Source organism: Noviherbaspirillum sp. FW303-A3, assembly GCF_058788695.1.
Genome location: NZ_JBYTAZ010000001.1, coordinates 2734160 through 2753847 on the forward strand (window position 1 = coordinate 2734160; position 19688 = coordinate 2753847).

The 19688-nt window shown below is 61.4% G+C and carries 19 protein-coding genes and 1 pseudogene; 13 read left to right on the top strand and 7 right to left on the bottom strand.

The features are described 5' to 3' along the window. Positions 1-33: 33 nt before the first annotated feature. The 3 genes from AC3WOY_RS13180 (at position 34) to AC3WOY_RS13190 (ending at position 2026) form a co-directional block, all read left to right on the top strand. Positions 34-495, top strand: a complete 462-nt coding sequence (locus tag AC3WOY_RS13180) for a MarR family winged helix-turn-helix transcriptional regulator (RefSeq protein WP_492424447.1) — start codon at positions 34-36, stop codon at positions 493-495. A 20-nt stretch (positions 496-515) separates the two neighbouring features. After that, a complete protein-coding gene (locus AC3WOY_RS13185) occupies positions 516-1097 on the top strand; it encodes a YceI family protein (protein WP_492424449.1) in 582 nt (193 codons plus the stop codon). Positions 1098-1168: 71 nt separating this feature from the next. Further along, a complete protein-coding gene (locus AC3WOY_RS13190; RefSeq protein WP_492424451.1) occupies positions 1169-2026 on the top strand; it encodes a hypothetical protein in 858 nt (285 codons plus the stop codon). Here the strand turns inward: AC3WOY_RS13190 and AC3WOY_RS13195 are convergent, their stop codons facing one another. Further along, positions 2027-2923 (bottom strand): LysR family transcriptional regulator, encoded by an 897-nt coding sequence (locus tag AC3WOY_RS13195; RefSeq protein ID WP_492424453.1) that lies wholly within the window; start codon positions 2921-2923, stop codon positions 2027-2029. 117 nt (positions 2924-3040) lie between these two features. Here AC3WOY_RS13195 and AC3WOY_RS13200 point away from each other — a divergent pair, with 117 nt between their 5' ends. Further along, on the top strand, positions 3041-3580 hold the full coding sequence (locus AC3WOY_RS13200) for a GNAT family N-acetyltransferase (protein WP_492424455.1): 540 nt from the start codon (positions 3041-3043) through the stop codon (positions 3578-3580). Between the two features lie 39 nt (positions 3581-3619). Here the strand turns inward: AC3WOY_RS13200 and ycaC are convergent, their stop codons facing one another. Then, complete coding sequence (gene ycaC, locus AC3WOY_RS13205; protein WP_492424457.1) at positions 3620-4246, bottom strand: isochorismate family cysteine hydrolase YcaC; 627 nt, start codon at positions 4244-4246, stop codon at positions 3620-3622. 197 nt (positions 4247-4443) lie between these two features. Between ycaC and AC3WOY_RS13210 the strand changes: the two genes are divergently transcribed. From AC3WOY_RS13210 to AC3WOY_RS13230, 5 genes are all read left to right on the top strand, one after another. Beyond that, entirely contained in the window at positions 4444-5337 is an 894-nt protein-coding gene (locus AC3WOY_RS13210; RefSeq protein ID WP_492429293.1) for a LysR substrate-binding domain-containing protein, read from the top strand. Positions 5338-5473: 136 nt separating this feature from the next. After that, positions 5474-6850 carry a cytochrome c oxidase accessory protein CcoG gene (gene ccoG, locus AC3WOY_RS13215; protein ID WP_492424459.1) on the top strand — a complete coding sequence of 459 codons (1377 nt, stop codon included), beginning with the start codon at positions 5474-5476 and terminating at the stop codon, positions 6848-6850. 11 nt (positions 6851-6861) lie between these two features. Beyond that, positions 6862-7068 carry a DUF2970 domain-containing protein gene (locus AC3WOY_RS13220; protein WP_492424461.1) on the top strand — a complete coding sequence of 69 codons (207 nt, stop codon included), beginning with the start codon at positions 6862-6864 and terminating at the stop codon, positions 7066-7068. 41 nt (positions 7069-7109) lie between these two features. Next, positions 7110-8534, top strand: a complete 1425-nt coding sequence (locus AC3WOY_RS13225; RefSeq protein WP_492429295.1) for an aminotransferase-like domain-containing protein — start codon at positions 7110-7112, stop codon at positions 8532-8534. 605 nt (positions 8535-9139) lie between these two features. Then, entirely contained in the window at positions 9140-9604 is a 465-nt protein-coding gene (locus AC3WOY_RS13230) for a YaiI/YqxD family protein (protein ID WP_492429297.1), read from the top strand. Between the two features lie 108 nt (positions 9605-9712). Here AC3WOY_RS13230 and AC3WOY_RS13235 read toward each other — a convergent pair whose 3' ends face one another. After that, positions 9713-10642, bottom strand: a complete 930-nt coding sequence (locus AC3WOY_RS13235) for a LysR family transcriptional regulator (protein WP_492424463.1) — start codon at positions 10640-10642, stop codon at positions 9713-9715. Positions 10643-10827: 185 nt separating this feature from the next. On the opposite strand from AC3WOY_RS13235, the gene AC3WOY_RS13240 reads away from it, so the two are divergent. The 4 genes from AC3WOY_RS13240 to AC3WOY_RS13255 all read left to right on the top strand — a co-directional run bounded on the left by AC3WOY_RS13240 (position 10828) and on the right by AC3WOY_RS13255 (position 15970). Next, on the top strand, positions 10828-11592 hold the full coding sequence (locus AC3WOY_RS13240) for an SDR family oxidoreductase (protein ID WP_492424465.1): 765 nt from the start codon (positions 10828-10830) through the stop codon (positions 11590-11592). 130 nt (positions 11593-11722) lie between these two features. Beyond that, positions 11723-12652, top strand: coding sequence for an alpha/beta fold hydrolase (locus AC3WOY_RS13245; protein WP_492424467.1), 930 nt, complete (start codon positions 11723-11725; stop codon positions 12650-12652). Positions 12653-12927: 275 nt separating this feature from the next. Then, entirely contained in the window at positions 12928-15132 is a 2205-nt protein-coding gene (locus AC3WOY_RS13250) for an OsmC domain/YcaO domain-containing protein (protein ID WP_492424469.1), read from the top strand. 457 nt (positions 15133-15589) lie between these two features. Further along, positions 15590-15970, top strand: a complete 381-nt coding sequence (locus AC3WOY_RS13255) for a P-loop NTPase family protein (protein WP_492424471.1) — start codon at positions 15590-15592, stop codon at positions 15968-15970. A gap of 32 nt (positions 15971-16002) precedes the next feature. Here the strand turns inward: AC3WOY_RS13255 and AC3WOY_RS13260 are convergent, their stop codons facing one another. The 4 genes and pseudogenes from AC3WOY_RS13260 to AC3WOY_RS13275 all read right to left on the bottom strand — a co-directional run bounded on the left by AC3WOY_RS13260 (position 16003) and on the right by AC3WOY_RS13275 (position 19471). Beyond that, the gene (locus tag AC3WOY_RS13260) at positions 16003-16395 is read right to left on the bottom strand and encodes a GtrA family protein (protein ID WP_492424473.1); all 393 of its coding nucleotides are present in this window, start codon (positions 16393-16395) and stop codon (positions 16003-16005) included. Between the two features lie 13 nt (positions 16396-16408). Beyond that, positions 16409-17041: a glycosyltransferase family protein gene (locus AC3WOY_RS13265; protein ID WP_492429407.1), complete on the bottom strand. Its 633-nt coding sequence runs from the start codon at positions 17039-17041 to the stop codon at positions 16409-16411. A 73-nt stretch (positions 17042-17114) separates the two neighbouring features. Further along, a pseudogene (locus AC3WOY_RS13270) lies at positions 17115-17327 on the bottom strand (glycosyltransferase); the annotation flags it as partial. A gap of 245 nt (positions 17328-17572) precedes the next feature. Next, positions 17573-19471, bottom strand: a complete 1899-nt coding sequence (locus tag AC3WOY_RS13275; RefSeq protein WP_492424475.1) for a hypothetical protein — start codon at positions 19469-19471, stop codon at positions 17573-17575. Positions 19472-19688: the final 217 nt, after the last annotated feature.

Genomic DNA, 19688 nt, shown 5'->3' on the forward strand with positions numbered 1-19688 from the left:
CCGTCCTAACACGAACTGTTCCGGTACGAAGCGATGAACATCCTAGACGCAACTTTCTGCACTTCCCTGCACCTGCCCGCCACGGTAGGCGAGATGACGCAGGCCTGGCATGCGTTCGAGCAATTCGCTTCGCGGCACTTGCGCAAGCAGGGGCTGACGCCGGCGCAGTTTTCGGTGCTGTCCGCGCTGGCCGCCGCGGCCACGCTCTCCTGCAAGGCGCTGAGCGAACAGACCGGCATCACCAAGGGCAGCCTCACCGGCATCATCGACCGGCTTGAACTGAGCGGGCTGGCGCAGCGCGTCACCTCGCAGGAAGACCGCCGGTCGCATCTCGTGAATCTCACCGACGAAGGCAGGGCGACCTTCGAACGGGTTGCAGGCAAGCATTTCGCCCACCTGCAGCAGGCGTTCGAAGGCGTCGACCGCGAAGAACTCGCGGCCATCGAAGCCGGCTTCCGCCGTTTTCGCCAACTCATCAATCAGGCATCCCGCTAATTTTTTCAAGGAACCCAGCCATGACCAAGACTCTTCTCCGCTCCCTGGCCGCCGCCGGCCTCATCCTGTCCTCCGCCGCGTTCGCCAATGCGCCGGCAGGCAACTACAAGATCGACGCCGCGCACTCGGTCGCGTATTTCGAAGTGGGCCACATGAGCGGCATCAGCCGTTTCATGGGCCGCTTCAACGACATCTCCGGCGACCTCATCGTCGGCGCGCCGGAAGCCAGCAAGATCAAGGTCGACATCAAGACCGACAGCGTCGACACCAAGCATGACGGCCTGGACAAGCACCTGAAGAGCCCGGATTTCTTCAACGCGGTGCAGTTCCCGACCATGAACTTCACCTCCACCGGCGTGACCCTGAACGCCGCGGGCGAAGGCACGGTCAGCGGCAACCTGAACCTGCACGGCGTGACCAAGCCGGTCACCTTCAAGCTGAAGTACATCGGCACCGGCCCGGGCATGAAGGGTGAAACCCGTGCCGGCTACGTGGCGACCTCGACCATCAAGCGCAGCGACTTCGGCATGAGCTACGGCCTGGGCAAGGCGGCGACGGATGAAGTGGAACTGCGTATCAATATCGAGGCGATCAAGCAGTAATACGGTAAAGGTGCCCGTACGCGGGCACCTTGCGCTGCAAAACTCCACCCCTCTCCCCCAAGGAGCCAACCATGCCCGACCCGTCCTTCATCATCCCCCTGATCCTGCAAAGCGCCCTCGTGCCCTTCAGCGTCGCCCTGGCGCTGCTGTTCGCACTGCGCCGCATGCCGCTGCAGGCAATCGTCCCCGCGATCGCGCTGGCAGGTGGATTTGTCGCGGCCTACTTCTCGGCATTCCATGCGCAATGGTCGGCGGTGCCGAAGACGGCGCTCGACTGGTTGCCCTACATCGCCGTGTTCGGCGTGGCCGGCAGCCTGGCCGCTGAAAACGCGCCGCATGCGGTGACCCGCCTTCTGTCCCGGCTGGTGATTGCACTGGTGACGGTGACGCTGGTGGTATGGCCGGCGATAGCCAGCCTCGGTCCATCGAAGGCCGCCGCCGTCGCGGGAACAGCGGCATTGCTGATCACCATGGCCTGGTCCTTCCTCGCCAAGTCCGGTGAAAACCGTCCCACGTCCGCGCCCTTGCTCGCCATCGTGGCGGGCGGCGCGGGCCTGGCACTGATGCTCGATTCCAGCGCGGCCCTCGGCCAGTCGAGCGGCGCCCTCGCCGCGGCGCTTGCGGCCTGCCTGCTGTTCAACCTGCCGCGCGTCCGCATCGCCTTCTCCGCGGCAGCGACCGGCACCGCCGTGCTGCTGCTCGGCATGCTGCTGATGAATGCCTATGTGTACGCAGGATTTTCGCCGGTGTACGTGGCGCTGCTGGCCGGCGGCCTGTTCGCCGATCCGCTGGTGGCCGGCATCGATCGCCTGCGCAACCGGCAGGGCGGCGCAGGCTCCTGGATCACCGCCGCCGTGCTGACGGCCGTGCCGGTCCTGACGACCGTCGGCCTCGCGGTGAAGACCATGCAGGAGTCGGGCGGGTACTGATCACCAGTCGCTCTTGAGGTTGAAAGCGCCGGCGATGAAATCCACAAAGGTGCGCACTTTCGCCGACAGGTGCTTGCGGCTGGGGTAGACCGCGTAAATGCCCAAATCGTAGGACCGGTATTCCGGCAACACCTCGACCAGCCGGCCAGCGCGCAAGTCCTCGCCGCAGATGAACAGGGGCTGGCGCATCAGGCCCACGCCGCCAAGCGCCGCCAGCTTCACCAGGTCGCCGTTGGTCGCGCGCAGGCTCCCGGACACCTTCACCGTATGGTGTCCGTCGGGGCCTTCCATCTTCCATTCATCCCCCGTCGCCGCATAGCTGTAGATCAGGCAGTTATGCTGCGCCAGCTCCGCAGGCGTCTTCGGCGTGCCGTGCCGCTGCAGGTATTCCGGCGAGCCGGAGATCACGACGCGGTCGGAGGCAAATTTCTTGGCGACCAGTCCGGACTCGGACAGCGAACCGATGCGGATCGCCATGTCGAGGCCTTCTTCCAGCAGATCGACGCGGCGGTCGGTGACGAGGATGTCGACCTTCACATCCGGATACTGCTTCATGTAATCGGAGATCACCGGCCCCATGTGCAGGATGCCGAAGGACACCGGCAAGGTCAGGCGCAGGGTGCCGCGCGGCGCTTCGGTCAGGTGCAGCGCGCCTTCCTCGGCCTCGCTGATGTCGGCCAGGATCTGCACGCAGCGTTCGTAGTAGGTGGAGCCGGATTCGGTGAGCGTCAGTTTGCGCGTGGTGCGCTGGAGCAGGCGCGTGCCGAGATGTTCCTCGAGATGCGCGACGTACTTCGAGGTCATCGCGCGCGACATGTCGAGGCGATCGGATGCCGCGGCGAAACTGCCGGTTTCCACCACGGCCGCGAAGACTTTCATGCTGGTCAGCGTATCCATTGCATCCTGCAATCAAACGAGTGCATGCATCTTGCCACGGGCGAACACCGGGGGCAATGTGGATCGCCGGCGGCGGGGGTGCTATGCTCCGACCACAACCATCATCCGGTTATCGCCATGCATCCCCTCATCGCCGACGGTTTGTGCATCCGCCCCTTTCGCATCAATGATGCGGAAGCGTTCGCCACTGCCGTGCGCGAGTCGGTTGACACTGTCGGCCCGTGGCTGCCGTGGTGCCACGCGGACTATGGCGCGAAGGAAGCGCGTGCGTGGATCGGGCAATGCGCGGTGCGGCTGAACATGGGATTTTCCTATGACGTCGGAATTTTCATGGAAGATTGCGCCACGCTGCTCGGCGGCATCGCGATCAACCAGATCGACCATGTGCACAACAGCGGCAATGTCGGCTACTGGGTGCGCGAAGGCATGCAGCGGCGCGGGATTGCAACGCGTGCCGCCCGCGCAATTTCAACGTTCGGATTCGACACACTGCACCTGACCCGGCTCGAAATCGTTGCCGCCCAGGACAATCGCGCCAGCCGCGCGGTGGCGGAAAAACTGGGCGCCACCTTTGAATGCGTCGCACGCAACCGGCTGTTCGTGCGCGGCGCGCCGCTGGATGCGGCGGTTTACTCGCTGATTCCCGGGGACAGGTGAACAGGAGGGAGGGCTGCGGCAGGCCCCTCCCGATCTTTCTTACCTGGATGAAGTCAACGTGGTATAGCTGGTGATCAGGTTGCGGTAGTCCGGGATATGGTTCGAGAACAACGCGCCCAATCCCTCGATGTCATTGCGCCAGTCGCGATGCAGTTCGCAAGCCACGCCAAACCAGGTCATCATCTGTACGCCTGCCTTGGCCATGCGCTCCCATGCGGCGTTGCGGGTAATCTCGTTGAAGGTACCCGACGCATCGGCCACAACAAAAACCTCATACCCTTCTGCAATCGCCGACAATGCCGGGAAGGCGACGCACACTTCGGTCACCACGCCTGCAATGATGAGCTGCTTCTTTCCCGTGGCCTTGACCGCCTTGACAAAATCCTCGTTGTCCCAGGCATTGATCTGGCCGGGACGGGCAATGTACGGCGCATCGGGGAACTGCGCCTTGAGTTCCGGCACCAGCGGCCCGTTCGGACCGGACTCGAAACTTGTGGTCAGGATAGTCGGCAGCTTGAAGTACTTGGCCAGGTCGCCCAGTGCGAGCACATTGTTCTTGAACTTGTCGGGTTCGATATCCCGCACGAGTGACAGCAGGCCGGCCTGGTGATCGACCAGCAGCACCGCTGCATTGTTCTTGTCCAGGCGTGTATAGGGGGTAGTCATTGCAATCTCCTTGCTGGGTGGGACATAAGACGCTTCATGCTGAAGCGCGTCGAAAAAGCCAGGCATCGCCCGGCACGCGTCCAAACTGCCGATCAGGACCATGCCGTCCACACTTGACGTTGGACGCATCATATTTCCGCAACAATGTATCCGGTAGTGCCATAAAATGACTTCAATGTTCTACTGAAGGAACAATGATGGATGACCTGAATGACCTCTTTTACTTTGTGAAAGTGGTCGAGCACGGCGGGTTCACGCAAGCCGGACGGGCCCTGAACATGCCAAAGTCCAAGCTCAGCCGCCGCATTGCCGCGCTGGAGGAGCGGTACGGCGTGCGCCTGCTGCAGCGGTCGACCCGACATTTCTCGGTCACCGAAACCGGCAAGGAGTTCCATGCGCATTGCGTCGCAGTTCTCGTGGAAGCGGACGCCGCACGCGACGTCATGGAACGTCGGCGCTCCGAGCCGCAGGGTATCGTGCGCATGAGTTGCCCGACGGCGCTGCTCGCATTCCGGATCGGCGATCTGGTTGCGCAATTCATGACCGAGTGCCCGAAGATACAGGTCCATCTCGAAGCAACCAACCGGCGTGTCGACGTGCTCGGTGAAGGACTGGACCTGGCATTGCGTGTCCGCTTTCCGCCACTCGAAGACAGTGACCTGGTCATGCGCGTGCTGTGCGAGAGTCCCCAGCGCCTGGTGGCTTGCCCGGATTTTCTTGCGGGCAGGGACATGCCCAAACACCCTGAGGATCTTGCCGGACTGCCCAGCCTGGACTGGGGGCCGCCGCGCGACCATCTATGGCAATTGGTCGGGCCGCAGGGCATGGAAGCGCAGATTCCGCACAGGCCACGCTACATCACCGACGACATGACCGCATTGCGGCAAGCGGCACTGCGCGGCGTAGGCATTGTGCAGCTTCCATGCATGGTCGTCGACGACGAACTGAAGAAGGGAACGCTCGTCGACGTCATGCCGGGATGGGCCCCCAAGGGCGGCGTCATCCATGCCGTGTTTCCGTCGCGCCGCGGCCTGCTTCCAGGCGTCCGGCTACTGATCGATTATCTTGTCGAGCACATTCGGAAAGACTGATCTGATACGGTCTTTTTTCCACGCACTGAATCTGTTTTCCCCGCCCGCAACACGCGACAATCCAGGCTCTAGTCCCGGCAGCGGCCGTGCGCCACTCCACGACGCCGACTCGCCGCCATCCACCGACGAGCGTCCCATGAGCCAGGCACCGCAATCCGTTTCCGTGATCAAGATGTACGCCCCGCGCACCCACATTTATGTGCGCGAAGCAAAGGGCTGGTATGCCAAATGGCGCTGGGTGTGCGTCTGGCTGACGCAGCTCGTTTTCTACGGCCTGCCCTGGCTGTCGTGGAACGGCAGGCAGGCCGTACTGTTCGATCTCGCGGCGCGCAAGTTCTACCTGTTCGGCATCGTCCTGTGGCCGCAGGACCTCATCTATCTCGCCGTCCTGCTGATCATCGCGGCCTTCTCGCTGTTCCTGTTCACGGCCATCGCCGGGCGCGTGTGGTGCGGCTTCGCCTGCCCGCAGACGGTGTACACCGAAATCTTCATCTGGTTCGAGCGCAGGATCGAAGGCGAGCGCAGCGCGCGGATCCGCCTCGACCGGCAGCCATGGAACCTGGAAAAGTTCGCGAGGAAGACCGCCAAGCACGGCACATGGATCGCGTTCGCGTTGTGGACGGGCTTCACGTTCGTGGGCTACTTCACGCCCATCCAGACGCTCGGCGCGGCAACAGCCACGCTGTCCCTCGGACCGTGGGAATCGTTCTGGGTCGCGTTCTATGGCCTGGCGACCTATGGCAACGCGGGATGGCTGCGCGAACAGGTGTGCCGCACCATGTGCCCCTACGCACGCTTCCAGAGCGCGATGTTCGATGCCGACAGCCTGATCGTCAGCTATGACAGGCAGCGCGGCGAGCCGCGCACGGCGCAGGCAAAAGGCGGCGCCTGCATCGATTGCTCGCTGTGCGTCCAGGTCTGCCCGACCGGCATCGATATCCGCAACGGCCTGCAGTACGACTGCATCGGCTGCGCCGCCTGCGTCGATGCCTGCAACTCGGTCATGGACAAGATCGGTGCGCCGCGCGGCCTGATCCGCTTCACCACGGACAATGCATTGCGCCACCGCCTGTCCGCACGCGAGATCGCGCGACGCGTGCTCCGTCCGCGGGTCGCCGTCTACGCGACGATACTGCTGCTGGTCATCGCCGCATTCTGGACCGCGCTGCTCAACCGTACGCCGCTGAAGCTGGACGTGATCCGCGACCGCGGCACGATGGCACGCGAAGTCGAAGACGGGATGATCGAGAACGTCTACCGCCTGCAGGTCATGAACACCGACGAGCAGACCCACCGCTATCGCCTGTCGGTCTCCGGCATCGACGGCATCGCCCTCGTCGCACAAGGCGAGATCGCGATGAACGGCACGGAATCGCGCGCGGTCCCCGTCACGGTCCGCGTCCCGCCCGGCAAGGGGCAACAGGGTGCAAACACGATCCGCTTCATGCTCGAGGCGATCGACGACGCCGGCCTGCACGTGCAGGAAAAAGCAATGTTCTATGTACCGAACTAAAGGAGCCGCTCATGACAGATAACACACCAAGAAAGACACGGTCGTTCATGGGGACGATGATCGCTGTCGGATGGTCCTTCATCGGACTGCGCCGCAAGAGCGACTTCGACGAGGATGTCGGCGGCCTCAATCCGCTCTATGTGATCATCGGCGGATTGATCGGCACGGCAATCTTCATCGCGATATTGCTTACAATCGTGAACATGGTCGTTCCGTGATGCGCGTGGACGGACCGGCCGACCTGGTCCTCTGCCCCGGAATGAAACGCTACGAATCCCTTGCCGAAGAAATCGCCCAGTCGATCCGCACCGGCGTGCTGAAGCCCGGCGACCGCCTGCCTTCCGTCCGGCAAGCAAGCGCCAGCCGGGCGGTGAGCGCATCGACGGTGTTCGAGGCGTACTACCTGCTCGAAGCAAGGGGACTGATCCGCGCCCGCGACCGATCCGGCTACTACGTCATCGGCGGTGCGAAGGCGCTTCCGCCGGAGGCCGACCTGTCATCGCGCCCCTCCGGCGAGTCGGCGCCGGTCGATGTCAGCGAACTGGTGTTCGACGTGCTCGAATCGGTGAAGGCGCGCGACGTCGTCCCCCTCGGCTCCGCCTTCCCGAGCCCGCTCCTGTTCCCGCTGCCGCGCCTGGCGAAATCCATGGCGTCCAGCGTGCAGGAGATGGACCCGTGGAGCACCGTCGACGACCTCACGCCCGGCAACGCCGCCCTGCGCCGCCAGATCGCGCTGCGCTACCTTGCCGACGGACTGCACGTCCATCCGGACGACATCGTGATCACCAACGGCGCGCTCGAAGCACTCAACCTCTGCCTGCAGTCAGTCGCGCGGCCGGGCGATTGTGTCGTCATCGAATCCCCCACGTTCTACGCCGCATTGCAGGCGCTCGAACGCTTCGGCCTGAATGCCATCGAGGTTCCCACCCATCCGCGCGAAGGCGTCGACCTCGACGCGCTTGCCAAGGCACTGGAGCGGCACAACCCCAAGGCCTGCTGGATGATGACGAACTTCCAGAACCCGCTGGGCAGCACCATGCCCGATGAAAAGAAGCAGGCGCTGGTCGAACTGCTGGCCAAGCACGACGTCCCGCTGATCGAGGACGACGTATACGGCGAACTGTACTTCGGCAGCAAGCGTCCCGTGCCGGCAAAGTTCTTCGATACGAAGGGGCTCGTGCTGCATTGCTCGTCCTTCTCGAAATGCCTCGCGCCCGGATACAGAATCGGCTGGGCCGTGCCCGGCCGATATGCGAAGGATGTCGCGCGCCTGAAACTGACCACCACGCTGTCGGCATCCGCCCCCGCGCAGGCGGCCATCGCGGAGTACCTCACCAAGGGCGGCTACGACAAGCACCTGCGGCAGCTGCGGCATGCGCTCTCGGTGCAGCAAAGCGCGATGATGCAGGCCGTGGTGCGGCACTTCCCGCGCGGGACACGATCGACGCGGCCGAGCGGCGGATACTTCCTGTGGATCGAACTGCCGGGGAAGGTGGATACACTCGAAATACATCGCCAGGCGCTGGCGCTCGGCATCAGCGTTGCGCCTGGTCCGATGTTTTCGGCGCATCGCAGGTTTGGCAACTGCTTGCGCATCAACTACGGGCATCCGTGGACGGCGAAAACGGAAGAGGCGTTGATGACATTGGGGCGGTTGATTGCGGCGAATACAATACGTGGATGATGTTGATCGCACATAGTCCCCTTTGCGGTTGGCCGATGCGGTCGCGAGCAACGCCTTGTGGAAGAAGCGATTCGGGCTCTGGTCCATGGCGCGTGCGGGTGCCAACATTCTTCCGTCATCGCCTGAATCGCGCTGATGGAACAGGCACGTATTGCAGCGAGTAAATCCTGCACCGAGGAGTCGAGAAAAAATTTTCTGGAAACCTGCGGAGCTGCCTTGACAGGAGCGGCCAAGAGCGTAGTATGAAGTTCACCTGTCGCGTTCATACGTGCCAAGACATCCTTTGGACGATCACGCGCTTTGGTTGGAAATGCGTCATGGTAGGAGCGATTGTCGCTTTGCGATGAACCCGAAGCCATGCCACTTCCGACCCCCATGGACCCATGGTTCTGGGGTGCCGGCACTGTGCGACAGGTTCAATTTTGACGGCCCGCTTTGCGGGCCGTTTTCATTTTTGGCTTCAGTGGTCGCTGTAACCGTGTTGGATGACAAAGATAAGTGAGGAAGGATGCAGAGCGCCGGTTTAGCAGTGGGCCAACCGTTTGATCAGGATGGCTGTTAGCTTGCAGTTACAATGCGTCATCCTGCTGATCTCCTCCACTGTCATGCATATCTGGGTCGACGCCGACGCCTGTCCCGCAGTCATTAAAGACATCCTGTTTCGGGTGGCTGAACGCCTGCAGCTCAACGTAACGCTGGTTGCCAACCGGTTGATCCGCGTGCCGGGCTCGCGCTTCATTCGCGCGCTCCAGGTCCCGGTTGGCGCGGATGCGGCCGACGCCGAAATCGTTGAGCGCGTCAGCGCCGGCGACATCGTCGTGACCGGCGACATTCCCTTGGCCTCCCTGGTGCTGGAAAAGGGCGGGTTGCCGCTCAATCCGCGCGGTGAGTGGTACACCAAAGACAACATTGCCCAGCAACTGACGATGCGGGCTTTCATGGAAGAGCTGCGCGGCAGTGGCGTCGACACGGGCGGCCCGGCCGCGTTTAGCCATACCGATCGGCAGAACTTCGCCAATGCGCTCGACCGCGAACTCGCGCGGAGCAGGAATCGCCCGGGTTCTCGTTAAGGATTGTTTCTCAGCATCTCACCGGTCTGATAGTGGCGAACCTTTGCTGCGTCGCGCGTCCCTGTCGCGAATGGCCACCCCGTGTACGCGAGCGTCATGAACCTCGTCTCATGAGATGCGCGGGGCCGGCAATCCGGCATCCCACTGCAACGGCTCCTTAAAGGCTTCTGCAAGGAAGTCGATCATAGTCCGTACTTTTCCACTGACATGGCGCCGGCTCGGATAGACGGCAAGTATATCGATGTCCGGCATGCGGAAACCAGGCAGTACCTCAACCAAACGTCCTGTGCGCAAATCATCCCCAATCAGGAAAGTTGGCTGCCAGATGATTCCCAGACCGGCGATCGCCGCCACCCGTGCGGAATCTCCGTTGTTGCTATGCATGATGGTTCGCACCTTCACAGAGTGCAACTGTCCCACCGGATCGCTGAAATTCCACACATCCTCGGAAGCAGCATTGCGGTATCCGATGCAAGCATGATCGACCAGGTCTTCAGGAGAATGCGGAGCACCGTGTCGCTGCAGATAGTCGGGGGACGCGCAGACAATGTTGCGTGAGCCGGCGAGCCGGCGCGCCGCATATGATGCCGAGCCGCCGCGGGAAATCCGGACCGCCAGGTCAAAACCTTCTTCCACGATATCGACAATCCGGTCATTGAGCACGACATCGAGATGCACGTCCGGATGTCGCCGCATGAATGCCGGCCATAGCGGTGCGAGGTGAAGGATGCCAAAACTCAGTGGGGCATTGATGCGCAAGGTGCCACGTACATGCAATGCCGAGGACGACGCGACTGCCTCTGCCTCGACAAAATCTTCGACGATTGCTTTCGCTCTTTCATAGAGTGCCTCTCCACTCTCGGTCAGAGACATTTGACGAGAACTGCGATTCAAGAGTCTCGTCCCCAGACGGCCCTCCAGTTCGCCGATGTAGCGGGTGACATTTGCAGGCGAGGTGTCCAGCGCCTCTGCTGCGCGGGCAAAGCCGCCTTTCCGTACGACTTCAACAAAAATCTCAAAAGCGCGCAAGCGGTCCATGACGGCCTCCATGATTCATTAAAGCTGAATGGAGCATGCATTTCCAGGGCTTTGATGCCCTTAAAAGTAAAGCATAGAGTGCTTTTCATCAGGACGCCAACCGCTAATTCAGACAGTGACGCGCCTGCTCAACCCGGACGACAGCCGTCATCCGCGAACAACTGAACTGAAACAGGAGAAACATCATGAATCGACTCAATGGAAAAGTTGCCATCATCACAGGCGCAAGTTCCGGCATCGGCCGTGCTACCGCACAATTGTTTGCAAAGGAAGGCGCGGCCTTGGTAGTCGGCGCCCGCCGTCAGACCGAACTGGAGAGTCTGGTGGCCGAGATCGTGGCGGAAGGCGGCAGGGCAATTGCTTTGGCCGGCGACGTACAGGATGAAGGTTATGCGCAGGCGCTGGTCGACGCGGCCACCCGTAACTTCGGGCGCCTCGACATTGCATTCAACAACGCCGGCACGCTTGGGGAGATGGGAGAAAGCACTGGCATATCGATGCAGGGCTGGAACGACACGCTGGCCACCAACCTGACCAGCGCTTTCCTTGGCGCAAAACATCAGATTCCGGCCATGCTCGATTCCGGCGGCGGCTCCATCATCTTCACCTCGACTTTTGTCGGCCATAGCTTAGGATTCCCTGGTGTCGCCGCCTATGCAGCGAGCAAATCCGGCCTGATCGGCCTGACCCAGGTGCTTGCCGCCGAGTATGGCCCGCGGGGGCTACGCGTCAATGCTGTATTGCCCGGCGCGGTGGACACCCAGATGTACCGGGACATGAATAACACGCCGGAGGCGCAGGCTTTCGTCACCAATCTGCATGCGTTGAAGCGTGCCGCCTTGCCGAGTGAACTGGCGCGCTCAGTGTTATACCTGGCTTCGGACGATTCATCCTTCACTACGGGCACCGCGATGCTGGTGGATGGCGGCGCGTCGATTACCCGTACTTGAACAATTTTCGATCGGCTGCAGACGGAAGTCGACCGTACACTGAACTGCCGGGTCCGGCGCCTGCGTCCGCGTGGACGGTCAAGACGTTCTGGCAGTTCATTATTCGTCTCACTATTTCAGAGGAATGAATATGAAGATCAGAGCATTGATTTTTGGCGCATTGCTGGCGAGTACATTGAGTGCCAATCCCGCCGCAGCAGCAGAACCGTCGCTGCCGGCCAGCTTCAAGACAAGTACCATCACAGTGCAAGACGGCGCGGCAATACATGTCAGGTCCGGCGGTGCCGGACCTGCCGTGGTGCTGATTCACGGCTTCGGCGACACCGGCGAGATGTGGGGTCCGCTTGCAAGCAAGCTCGCTGAAACGCACACCGTCATCGTGCCCGACCTGCGTGGAATGGGCCGCTCGTCCAAGCCGGCCGGCGGTTACGACAAGCATTCGCAGGCGGCCGACATCAGGGCCGTCTTGACCAAGCTGGGCCAGGACCGCGCGGTTGTAGTGGGGCATGACATCGGTACCATGGTGGCTTATGCATACGCATCCCGCTATCCTGACAAGGTGAACAAGCTGGTGGTCATGGATGCGCCGGTTCCAGGTATCGCTCCGTGGGATCAGATCGTGTTGAGCCCACAACTGTGGCATTTCAATTTTGGCGGCCCGGACGCCGAACGGCTCGTTGCAGGGCGGGAGCGCATTTACCTTGATCGCTTCTGGAATGAATTCGCCGGTGATGCTGCAAAGATCGATGAGCCCACTCGCGCATACTACGCTCGGCAATACGCCCAGCCCGGAGCCATGCGCGCCGCCTTCGCCCAATTCAATGCGATAGCGTTGAAAGACGTAGCGGACAACCGGATAGCTTCCAAAAACAAGCTACCCATGCCCGTGCTAGCAGTCGGAGGGGAGAAGTCCTTTGGTTCCAACATGGCCGCGGTGATGCGAAATGCGGCTACCGACGTCAGGGAGGCTGTTATACCTGGCGCGGGTCACTGGCTGATGGAAGAAAGTCCAGACGCGACCACGGCACTCATCATGAATTTCCTCGGCAGTGGGAAGTAGTTCTGAATCACCTGCCGCCTCGACTCGGAGAACGGCGGCAGGAATCATTGCGATGCAGAGATGTAACCACGCGAACGTCCGCAAAAGCTCGTTCTCATCAATTTTCACCTTGGCAAAGGACGTCTGGAACCTGGCGCAAAGCCGGTGGCGGTACTAACGCAGCCATCCGGCGAGATCGGCCAAAAGTGGCCACTTGGCCACCTTTTCTCTGCGGAAGGCCCACTTGGCGGATAATGACGGGCACACCATCTCGCGCACCAGTTCTGGAAATTCCCATGGAAATTAAAGTCAATTTTCTCGACAAGCTTCGTCTTGAAGCCAAGTTCGATGATTTCACTGTCGTGGCCGACCAGCCTATCCGCTATAAGGGCGATGGCTCGGCGCCCGGTCCCTTCGATTACTTTCTGGCCTCATCGGCCTTGTGCGCTGCTTACTTCGTAAAGTTGTATTGCGTAACTCGCAACATTCCGACCGAGAATATCCGCCTGTCGCAGAATAATATTGTCGATCCGGAAAACCGTTACCAGCAGATTTTCAAGATCCAGGTCGAGTTGCCGGCGGATATTTCTGACAAGGACCGCCAAGGTATTTTGCGCTCCATCGACCGTTGTACCGTCAAGAAAGTAGTGCAAGCCGGTCCCGAATTTGTGATTGAAGAGGTAGAAAACCTGGATGCCGATGCGCAGTCGTTGCTGACGTTGAAGCCGTCTCCTGACGCCAGCACCACTATTGCGGGCAAGGACCTGCCGTTGGAGCAAACCATCGCCAATATGTCGGGCGTGTTGGCGGGCCTGGGTATCAAGATTGAGATCGCTTCGTGGCGCAATATCGTTCCCAATGTGTGGTCGCTGCATATCCGCGATGCGCACTCGCCGATGTGTTTTACCAATGGCAAGGGCGCGACCAAAGAAAGCGCGTTGGCGTCGGCGTTGGGCGAGTATATCGAGCGACTGAATAACAACCATTTCTACGCCGGTGCGTTCTGGGGCGAAGACATCGCCAATGCGGCGTTTGTGCATTACCCGAACGAGCGCTGGTTCAAGCCTGGCCGTAAAGATGCACTGCCGGCTGAAATTCTCGATGAATACTGCCTGGGCATTTACGATCCCGACGGCGAGTTGCGCGGCTCGCACCTGGTCGACACCAACTCGGGAAATGTAGAGCGCGGCATCTGTTCGCTGCCGTTTGTGCGTCAGTCGGACGGTGAAGTGGTGTACTTCCCGTCCAACCTGGTCGAAAACCTCTACGTCAGCAATGGCATGAGTGCCGGCAATACGCTGGCCGAAGCGCAAGTGCAATGCCTGTCCGAGATTTTCGAACGGGCGGTAAAGCGCGAAATTCTGGAAGGCGAAATGGCACTGCCTGATGTCCCGCACGACGTGCTGGCGAAATACCCTCGCATTCTCGCCGGCATTCAGGGATTGGAAGAACAAGGCTTTCCGGTGCTGGTGAAGGATGCGTCGCTGGGGGGAGCCTATCCGGTGATGTGCGTCACCTTGATGAACCCACGGACTGGCGGTGTCTTTGCTTCGTTCGGCGCGCACCCGAGTTTCGAGGTGGCACTGGAACGGAGTCTGACAGAATTGCTGCAGGGTCGCAGTTTTGAAGGCCTGAACGATTTGCCTCAGCCCACCTTTGAAAGCAACGCGGTGACTGAGCCAAACAACTTTGTTGAACACTTCATCGATTCCAGCGGTATCGTGTCGTGGCGCTTTTTCAGCGCCAAAGCGAATTTCGATTTTGTCGAGTGGGATTTTTCCGGCCAGGGCGAGAACTCCAATGCCGAGGAAGCCGCGACCTTGCTCGGCATTCTTGAAGACATGGGCAAAGAAGTGTACATGGCGGTGCATGACCAGCTGGGCGCCATTGCTTGCCGGATTCTGGTGCCCGGCTATTCGGAAGTTTATCCAATAGAAGATTTGATCTGGGATAACACCAACAAGGCGCTGTTGTTCCGCGAAGATATCCTGAACCTGCATCGCCTGGACGCCCCAGGCCTGGAAGCGCTGCTTGAACGTTTGAATGACAATGAGCTCGATGAATACTCCGACATCGCGACATTGATCGGCATCGAATTTGACGAGAATACGGAATGGGGGCAGCTGACGGTTCTCGAGTTGAAGCTGCTCATTCATCTCGCCTTGCAGCAATTCGAGGAGGCGCACGAACTGGTGGGCGCCTTCTTGCAGTACAACGACAACACGGTCGAGCGCGGACTGTTTTATCAAGCCCTGAACGTGGTGCTGGAGGTGCTGCTCGATGACGACCTCGAACTGGACGATTACGTGGTCAATTTCCGTCGAATGTTTGGCAACCCGCGGATGGACGCGGTGCTGGGCTCGGTGGATGGCAGCGTGCGCTTCTTTGGCTTGACGCCAACCAGCATGAAACTGGAGGGGCTCGACAGGCACCAGCGCCTGATCGACAGCTACAAAAAAATGCATACCGCGCGAGCCAATGCAGCGGCGACAGCCAGTTAGGGTTACGCGTCATGGCTGGATGCGATGATGCCATTCATCCCCGGCACAGAGTTGTGTTCGATACCCGAGTGCCCGCTGTGCCGGAGTGTGAATGGCAGCTTGGGGGCATTCTCATCAATTTGCATTTCGGAAGAGGACGTCTGGAACCTGGGGCAAAGCCGCCGACGGTACTAATGCGGCTACCCGGCGAGATCGGCCATGTGCGGACGTTGGTCTCGTCTTGATTGCGGACTTTGAAACGGCTGCTGCACTCAGAAAACCGCCACAGTGCCAATTTATAAGACTCGGCCTCAACACCCCATAACCACTCAGTGGGAATGCACATGCGAATTGAGCAGTGCGCCGAAGTGCCGGACCGGAAGGCGGGGAATGACGTGGTCTGAGGCTACCCCAGACTTTGCTAGAACGCCCCTGGCACTGATGAAGGGGGCACCCGCCGGCCGGCCTGCACGGCAAGATGCTCGAGCGCGTGCTCAAGGAAGCCACGCACGTCGTCGTGCCGATGCAGCCCTCGATGTTCGACATCCTGGCGACGCGGCATTTCCTCGACGCGTTGCGCGAGCTCAAGGCGGTGCGCAAGGGCGCCATCAAGGTTGGCCTGGTCGGCATGCGCGTCGATCCGCGCACGCGCTCGGCGCACGAACTCGAGCGTTTCCTTTCGGGTTTTGCGCTGCCGGTGCTAGCCCACCTGCGCGATACCCAGCTCTACGTGCAGCTCGCGGCGCGCGGCATGATGCTGTTCGACCTTTCCGACGCCGCGGCCCAGCGCGACCTCGAACAGTGGCAGCCGCTGCTGTCGTGGTTCGAGCCGACGCCGCGTTCGGCGGCGCTGGACTAGGTATCCGGCCGGGCATGTTGGCTGCCCCGTGTTTACTGGATGGTGCGGGTTTCGGGCGCTGGTGTAGGTTTTCCGAAAACGATGTGGCGGTAAAGGTGGAAGCTGATTAGGGTTTGGCAGCCAGTGGCAATCGCCACTGCAGACACCGGGCCGATGCCGTTCACCACCAGGGTGAGGTAGATCAGGTAGCTGCCTGCCGCCATCGCCATTGCAACCGAGGCATATCGGACTGCCTCGCGGGCTGAGCGCGCCGATTCGACTTCATAGGTGAAATGGCGATTGACCCACCAGGTGAAGCCCATCGCCAAGGCGATGGAGGGAGGTCGGGCCAGCCAGAATGGTGCGCCAGCCTGGACGAGCAGGCCCGTCAGGCCTTCGTCGATCAGGAATCCGGAGAGACCGACAAGCACGAAGCGAAAGAGCATCGGTGCCGATTGCCTACCTGGGATGGCCCTGGCCGCTGAGGTACCACATCCTCTTTTGTTCGAGGCGTCCCCGCGCGACGCTGTCCAGGATCAGGCCGCACGTCAGGAATATGCCGCTCATCAGGGCGAGTCCCGTCGAAAGAATGGCGGTGGGGAAGCGAGGCACCAGGCCGGTTTCCAGGTAAGTCAGCAGGATTGGCACTGACAGGGCGACGGCGGCCAGCGACAACGCGACCGCCAGCCCCCCGAAGAACCGGAGGGGCTGGATTTCCTTGTACAGGATCAGCAGCGTCAGCAGAATCCGCAGGCCATCTCGTACAGAGCGCAGCTTGCTGGTAGACCCTTCGGTTCGGGCGGAGTAGCGGGTTGGAATTTCGGCGATCGGCATGCGGAGCTGGCTGGCGTGAACCGACATCTCCGTTTCAATCTCGAACCCGCTCGACACGGCGGGAAAACTCTTGACAAGTCGCCTCGAGAAAACGCGGTAGCCCGAAAAGATGTCGTTGAACATGCGTCCGAACAGGCGCCGATACAGGCCATTGAAGATCCGATTTCCGAAGCCGTGGCCTGCGCGATGTGCGTTCGCATAAACACCCTGCCGGATGCCGACCACCATGAGGTGTTCGCCGACGAGCTTTTGAACCATCTGGGGGGGCCATCTGAAAATCATAGGTTCCGTCGCCATCGGCCATCAGGTAGATATCGGCCTCGATGTCCGAAAACATGCGTCTGACTACGTTTCCCTTGCCAGGCCATTCTTCCTTGCGAACGACGGCGCCGGCGGCCCGCGCCTCGTTGGCCGTATTGTCGGTCGATCCATTGTCATAGACGTACACGACGGCGTTCGGGAGGACGGACTTGAAGTCCTCGGTCGTTTTTCGGATCGATAGGCCTTCATTGTAGCAGGGGAGCAGCACCGCAACGCTCGACATGGACTTGTTTTCTCCTGGGCGCCAGTGGATTGGGGGGGAGCGGCATGCGACTGGCTCCGTATATGCCGCTCAATGATCTTCTATATTCTAAGGGAGTTTGTTTTTTGAAGCCGCACTGTGGCGGCTTAGAAACTCGCGCAAAGCATCCGGGGCGCCGTTGCGCCTCGTGTGGCACGCCCCGAACTATTCGCGCCGCCTTCCTCGGCGCCCCGTGCCCTGGACGTTTCGCTTCATTTTGTGAGCGTTTACTGACGCAACAAGGCCGCACGGTCCACGAAGTAGAGCAGGTACTTTCGGTCCAGGTCGGGCGGCAGGGCGACGCGGTTCAGCCAGTCTGGCGGTTGTCCCGTGATCGCGCGGCCGACCAGCGCGTCGGGGTTGACCGACAGGAGACCGCGCCAGCCCAGAATGTTCGCCCGGCAGACTAGCACGGTGGCAACCTGGCGATACACCATGACGTGTTTCAACTCTGGATCATCGACCGGCGAGACGAGCAGGCGATACCAGTCGACGATCTGTTCGTGTGCTCGGTGGTAGGGACCTGCGACGACCGGCCGCCCGAACTTCCAGGCGACCTCCGGGCCATCGAACAGGTTTTCGGTGAGGATCGTGCCGGCGGGAAGGCCGCCCCGTAACGCGGCCGCGTCGGCAAGATCGTGATAGAGGCAGGGTCTGGTTTCGCGGAAGGAAAGATTCGGGAAATAGTGGCGCTGGAGGAATATCCCGATCAGCCACGGCGAGGCGATCAGGGCGAGCGCGGCGCTTGCCACGGCCAGCGATTTGACCTTGGGCGCGACCGCAGAGGGCGTCTCTCTGCGGCGCAGAGTCGCGCCAGCGGCTGCGAGGGCGAGGCTAACCATTTCGGCAGCCGGCAGCAGAGCCGCAAGTTCGGCGTACATCGCGAAACGCGAGATTGCCATCGATAGGGGCAAAAAGAAGGCGAGCGCCACGGCGTGCGTGGCCAGTCGCGCCGAGGGAGCAACGACCAGTCTCCACGCCACGAAGGGGGTAACGACGAGCGGCAATCCGAGGTCGATGAAGAAATCGATCGCTTCGCGTGCCGAGCGGGGCAACAACGGGTTTTCGGCAGGCACCACACTGATGAGGAGGGCGCGCACTTCCGGCCCGACGTGCGCATAGCCCCCCGACAGGATTTCCGGAAACAGGGCCAGCAGCAGCGTCAGCGCCGTGCCGCCGAGCGCGGTCAATGCGACGACGCGGCGCTTGGCATTGGACACCAAACCTTGCGGAGCCCGTGAAAGCAGGGCCAGGCCCGCCGCGATCAGAAACAGAGCGGCCAGATGCACGATCGACAGGCGGTCGATTTCCCTCGCCAACAAATCGCCCGGAGCGCGCTCGGCGAGCAAGGCCAGCGAGGCAAAGCCGGCCAGGAATAGCGAAAACCGTCGCCAATCGTCGAGCGCCGCATGTGACCCCGCAAGCCATGTGGCCGCGAGCACGGCGCCGATCATCCCCGCGATCAGCAGCGCTTCGGGCGATGCCCAGAGCGCCAGCGCAACGGCGAGTGCGAGCGCGATGACGCCGCGCTTTGGCAAGACGCCAGCCGCGTCGCGCGAGCCCGCCAAGACGGCGAGTGCCCCACCGAAGATCAGGGCGAGCAACACGTGGTGGTCGGGGCGGCCGGGAAAGGCGTCATTGCCCAGCGTGCGCTGCGTGACGAGGAGCGGACCGAGCAACCACAGTGCGCTGGGCGGCAGGCTCCGGCAGGCGCCGGCTAGTGTCGGCACGAGCGCCGCATGCAGGACCGGGGCGAATACAAGGCCAACCCAGAAGAGCGCGGCGCCGCTGTCGAGGACTAGCGAGGCGAGTTTCCAGAACGGCCAGATCAGGAGGTCGACGGCGCGGCCCCAGTGCAGGTAGCTGCCGTCCGGTGGCCCGAGGGCGTAGAGTCGGCGGTCGTGCCAGCCTCCGGCGCCGGACCATTCCTGCAGGCGCAGCAGGCGTGTGTAGCCGTCACTGTCGGTCAGGCTTCTGGCGACGTCGTGATCGAGTACCGGGATGACCTTGCCCAACACCAGCGCAGCGTGGCAGGCGAGCACGAGAACGATGCCGAAGGCAATGGCGACGAGCAGCGAGCGTCGGTTCATGGCGACTATTGTTGAGGCGGGGAAATCTTCGATCATCGCAGCCGACGACGCGATGTGTCAAGGATATGAAATTCAACGCCCCCAAGGCAGGTATCCCCGTGCTTTTCGCCCCATGTCAAATGAGAATTACGTCCAGAAATAATATGTCGCCGACGTAGCGAAGCTATACACAGATGTTCTTCTATCGGATGACCCCTCTACTCAGTTACCTGCCATAGAACGCACTTGGAGCCGACCGGCCGGATTGGGTCGT

Coding starts and splice junctions, on each gene's coding strand:
- AC3WOY_RS13245 (WP_492424467.1), top strand. CDS start 11,723: ATGAAGATCAGAGCATTGATTTTTGGCGCATTGCTGGCGAGTACATTG.
- AC3WOY_RS13240 (WP_492424465.1), top strand. CDS start 10,828: ATGAATCGACTCAATGGAAAAGTTGCCATCATCACAGGCGCAAGTTCC.
- AC3WOY_RS13230 (WP_492429297.1), top strand. CDS start 9,140: ATGCATATCTGGGTCGACGCCGACGCCTGTCCCGCAGTCATTAAAGAC.
- AC3WOY_RS13250 (WP_492424469.1), top strand. CDS start 12,928: ATGGAAATTAAAGTCAATTTTCTCGACAAGCTTCGTCTTGAAGCCAAG.
- AC3WOY_RS13235 (WP_492424463.1), bottom strand. CDS start 10,642: ATGGACCGCTTGCGCGCTTTTGAGATTTTTGTTGAAGTCGTACGGAAA.
- AC3WOY_RS13255 (WP_492424471.1), top strand. CDS start 15,590: ATGCTCGAGCGCGTGCTCAAGGAAGCCACGCACGTCGTCGTGCCGATG.
- AC3WOY_RS13180 (WP_492424447.1), top strand. CDS start 34: ATGAACATCCTAGACGCAACTTTCTGCACTTCCCTGCACCTGCCCGCC.
- AC3WOY_RS13200 (WP_492424455.1), top strand. CDS start 3,041: ATGCATCCCCTCATCGCCGACGGTTTGTGCATCCGCCCCTTTCGCATC.
- AC3WOY_RS13185 (WP_492424449.1), top strand. CDS start 516: ATGACCAAGACTCTTCTCCGCTCCCTGGCCGCCGCCGGCCTCATCCTG.
- AC3WOY_RS13195 (WP_492424453.1), bottom strand. CDS start 2,923: ATGGATACGCTGACCAGCATGAAAGTCTTCGCGGCCGTGGTGGAAACC.
- AC3WOY_RS13220 (WP_492424461.1), top strand. CDS start 6,862: ATGACAGATAACACACCAAGAAAGACACGGTCGTTCATGGGGACGATG.
- AC3WOY_RS13275 (WP_492424475.1), bottom strand. CDS start 19,471: ATGATCGAAGATTTCCCCGCCTCAACAATAGTCGCCATGAACCGACGC.
- ycaC (WP_492424457.1), bottom strand. CDS start 4,246: ATGACTACCCCCTATACACGCCTGGACAAGAACAATGCAGCGGTGCTG.
- AC3WOY_RS13225 (WP_492429295.1), top strand. CDS start 7,110: ATGAAACGCTACGAATCCCTTGCCGAAGAAATCGCCCAGTCGATCCGC.
- AC3WOY_RS13190 (WP_492424451.1), top strand. CDS start 1,169: ATGCCCGACCCGTCCTTCATCATCCCCCTGATCCTGCAAAGCGCCCTC.
- AC3WOY_RS13265 (WP_492429407.1), bottom strand. CDS start 17,041: ATGGTTCAAAAGCTCGTCGGCGAACACCTCATGGTGGTCGGCATCCGG.
- ccoG (WP_492424459.1), top strand. CDS start 5,474: ATGAGCCAGGCACCGCAATCCGTTTCCGTGATCAAGATGTACGCCCCG.
- AC3WOY_RS13210 (WP_492429293.1), top strand. CDS start 4,444: ATGGATGACCTGAATGACCTCTTTTACTTTGTGAAAGTGGTCGAGCAC.
- AC3WOY_RS13260 (WP_492424473.1), bottom strand. CDS start 16,395: ATGCTCTTTCGCTTCGTGCTTGTCGGTCTCTCCGGATTCCTGATCGAC.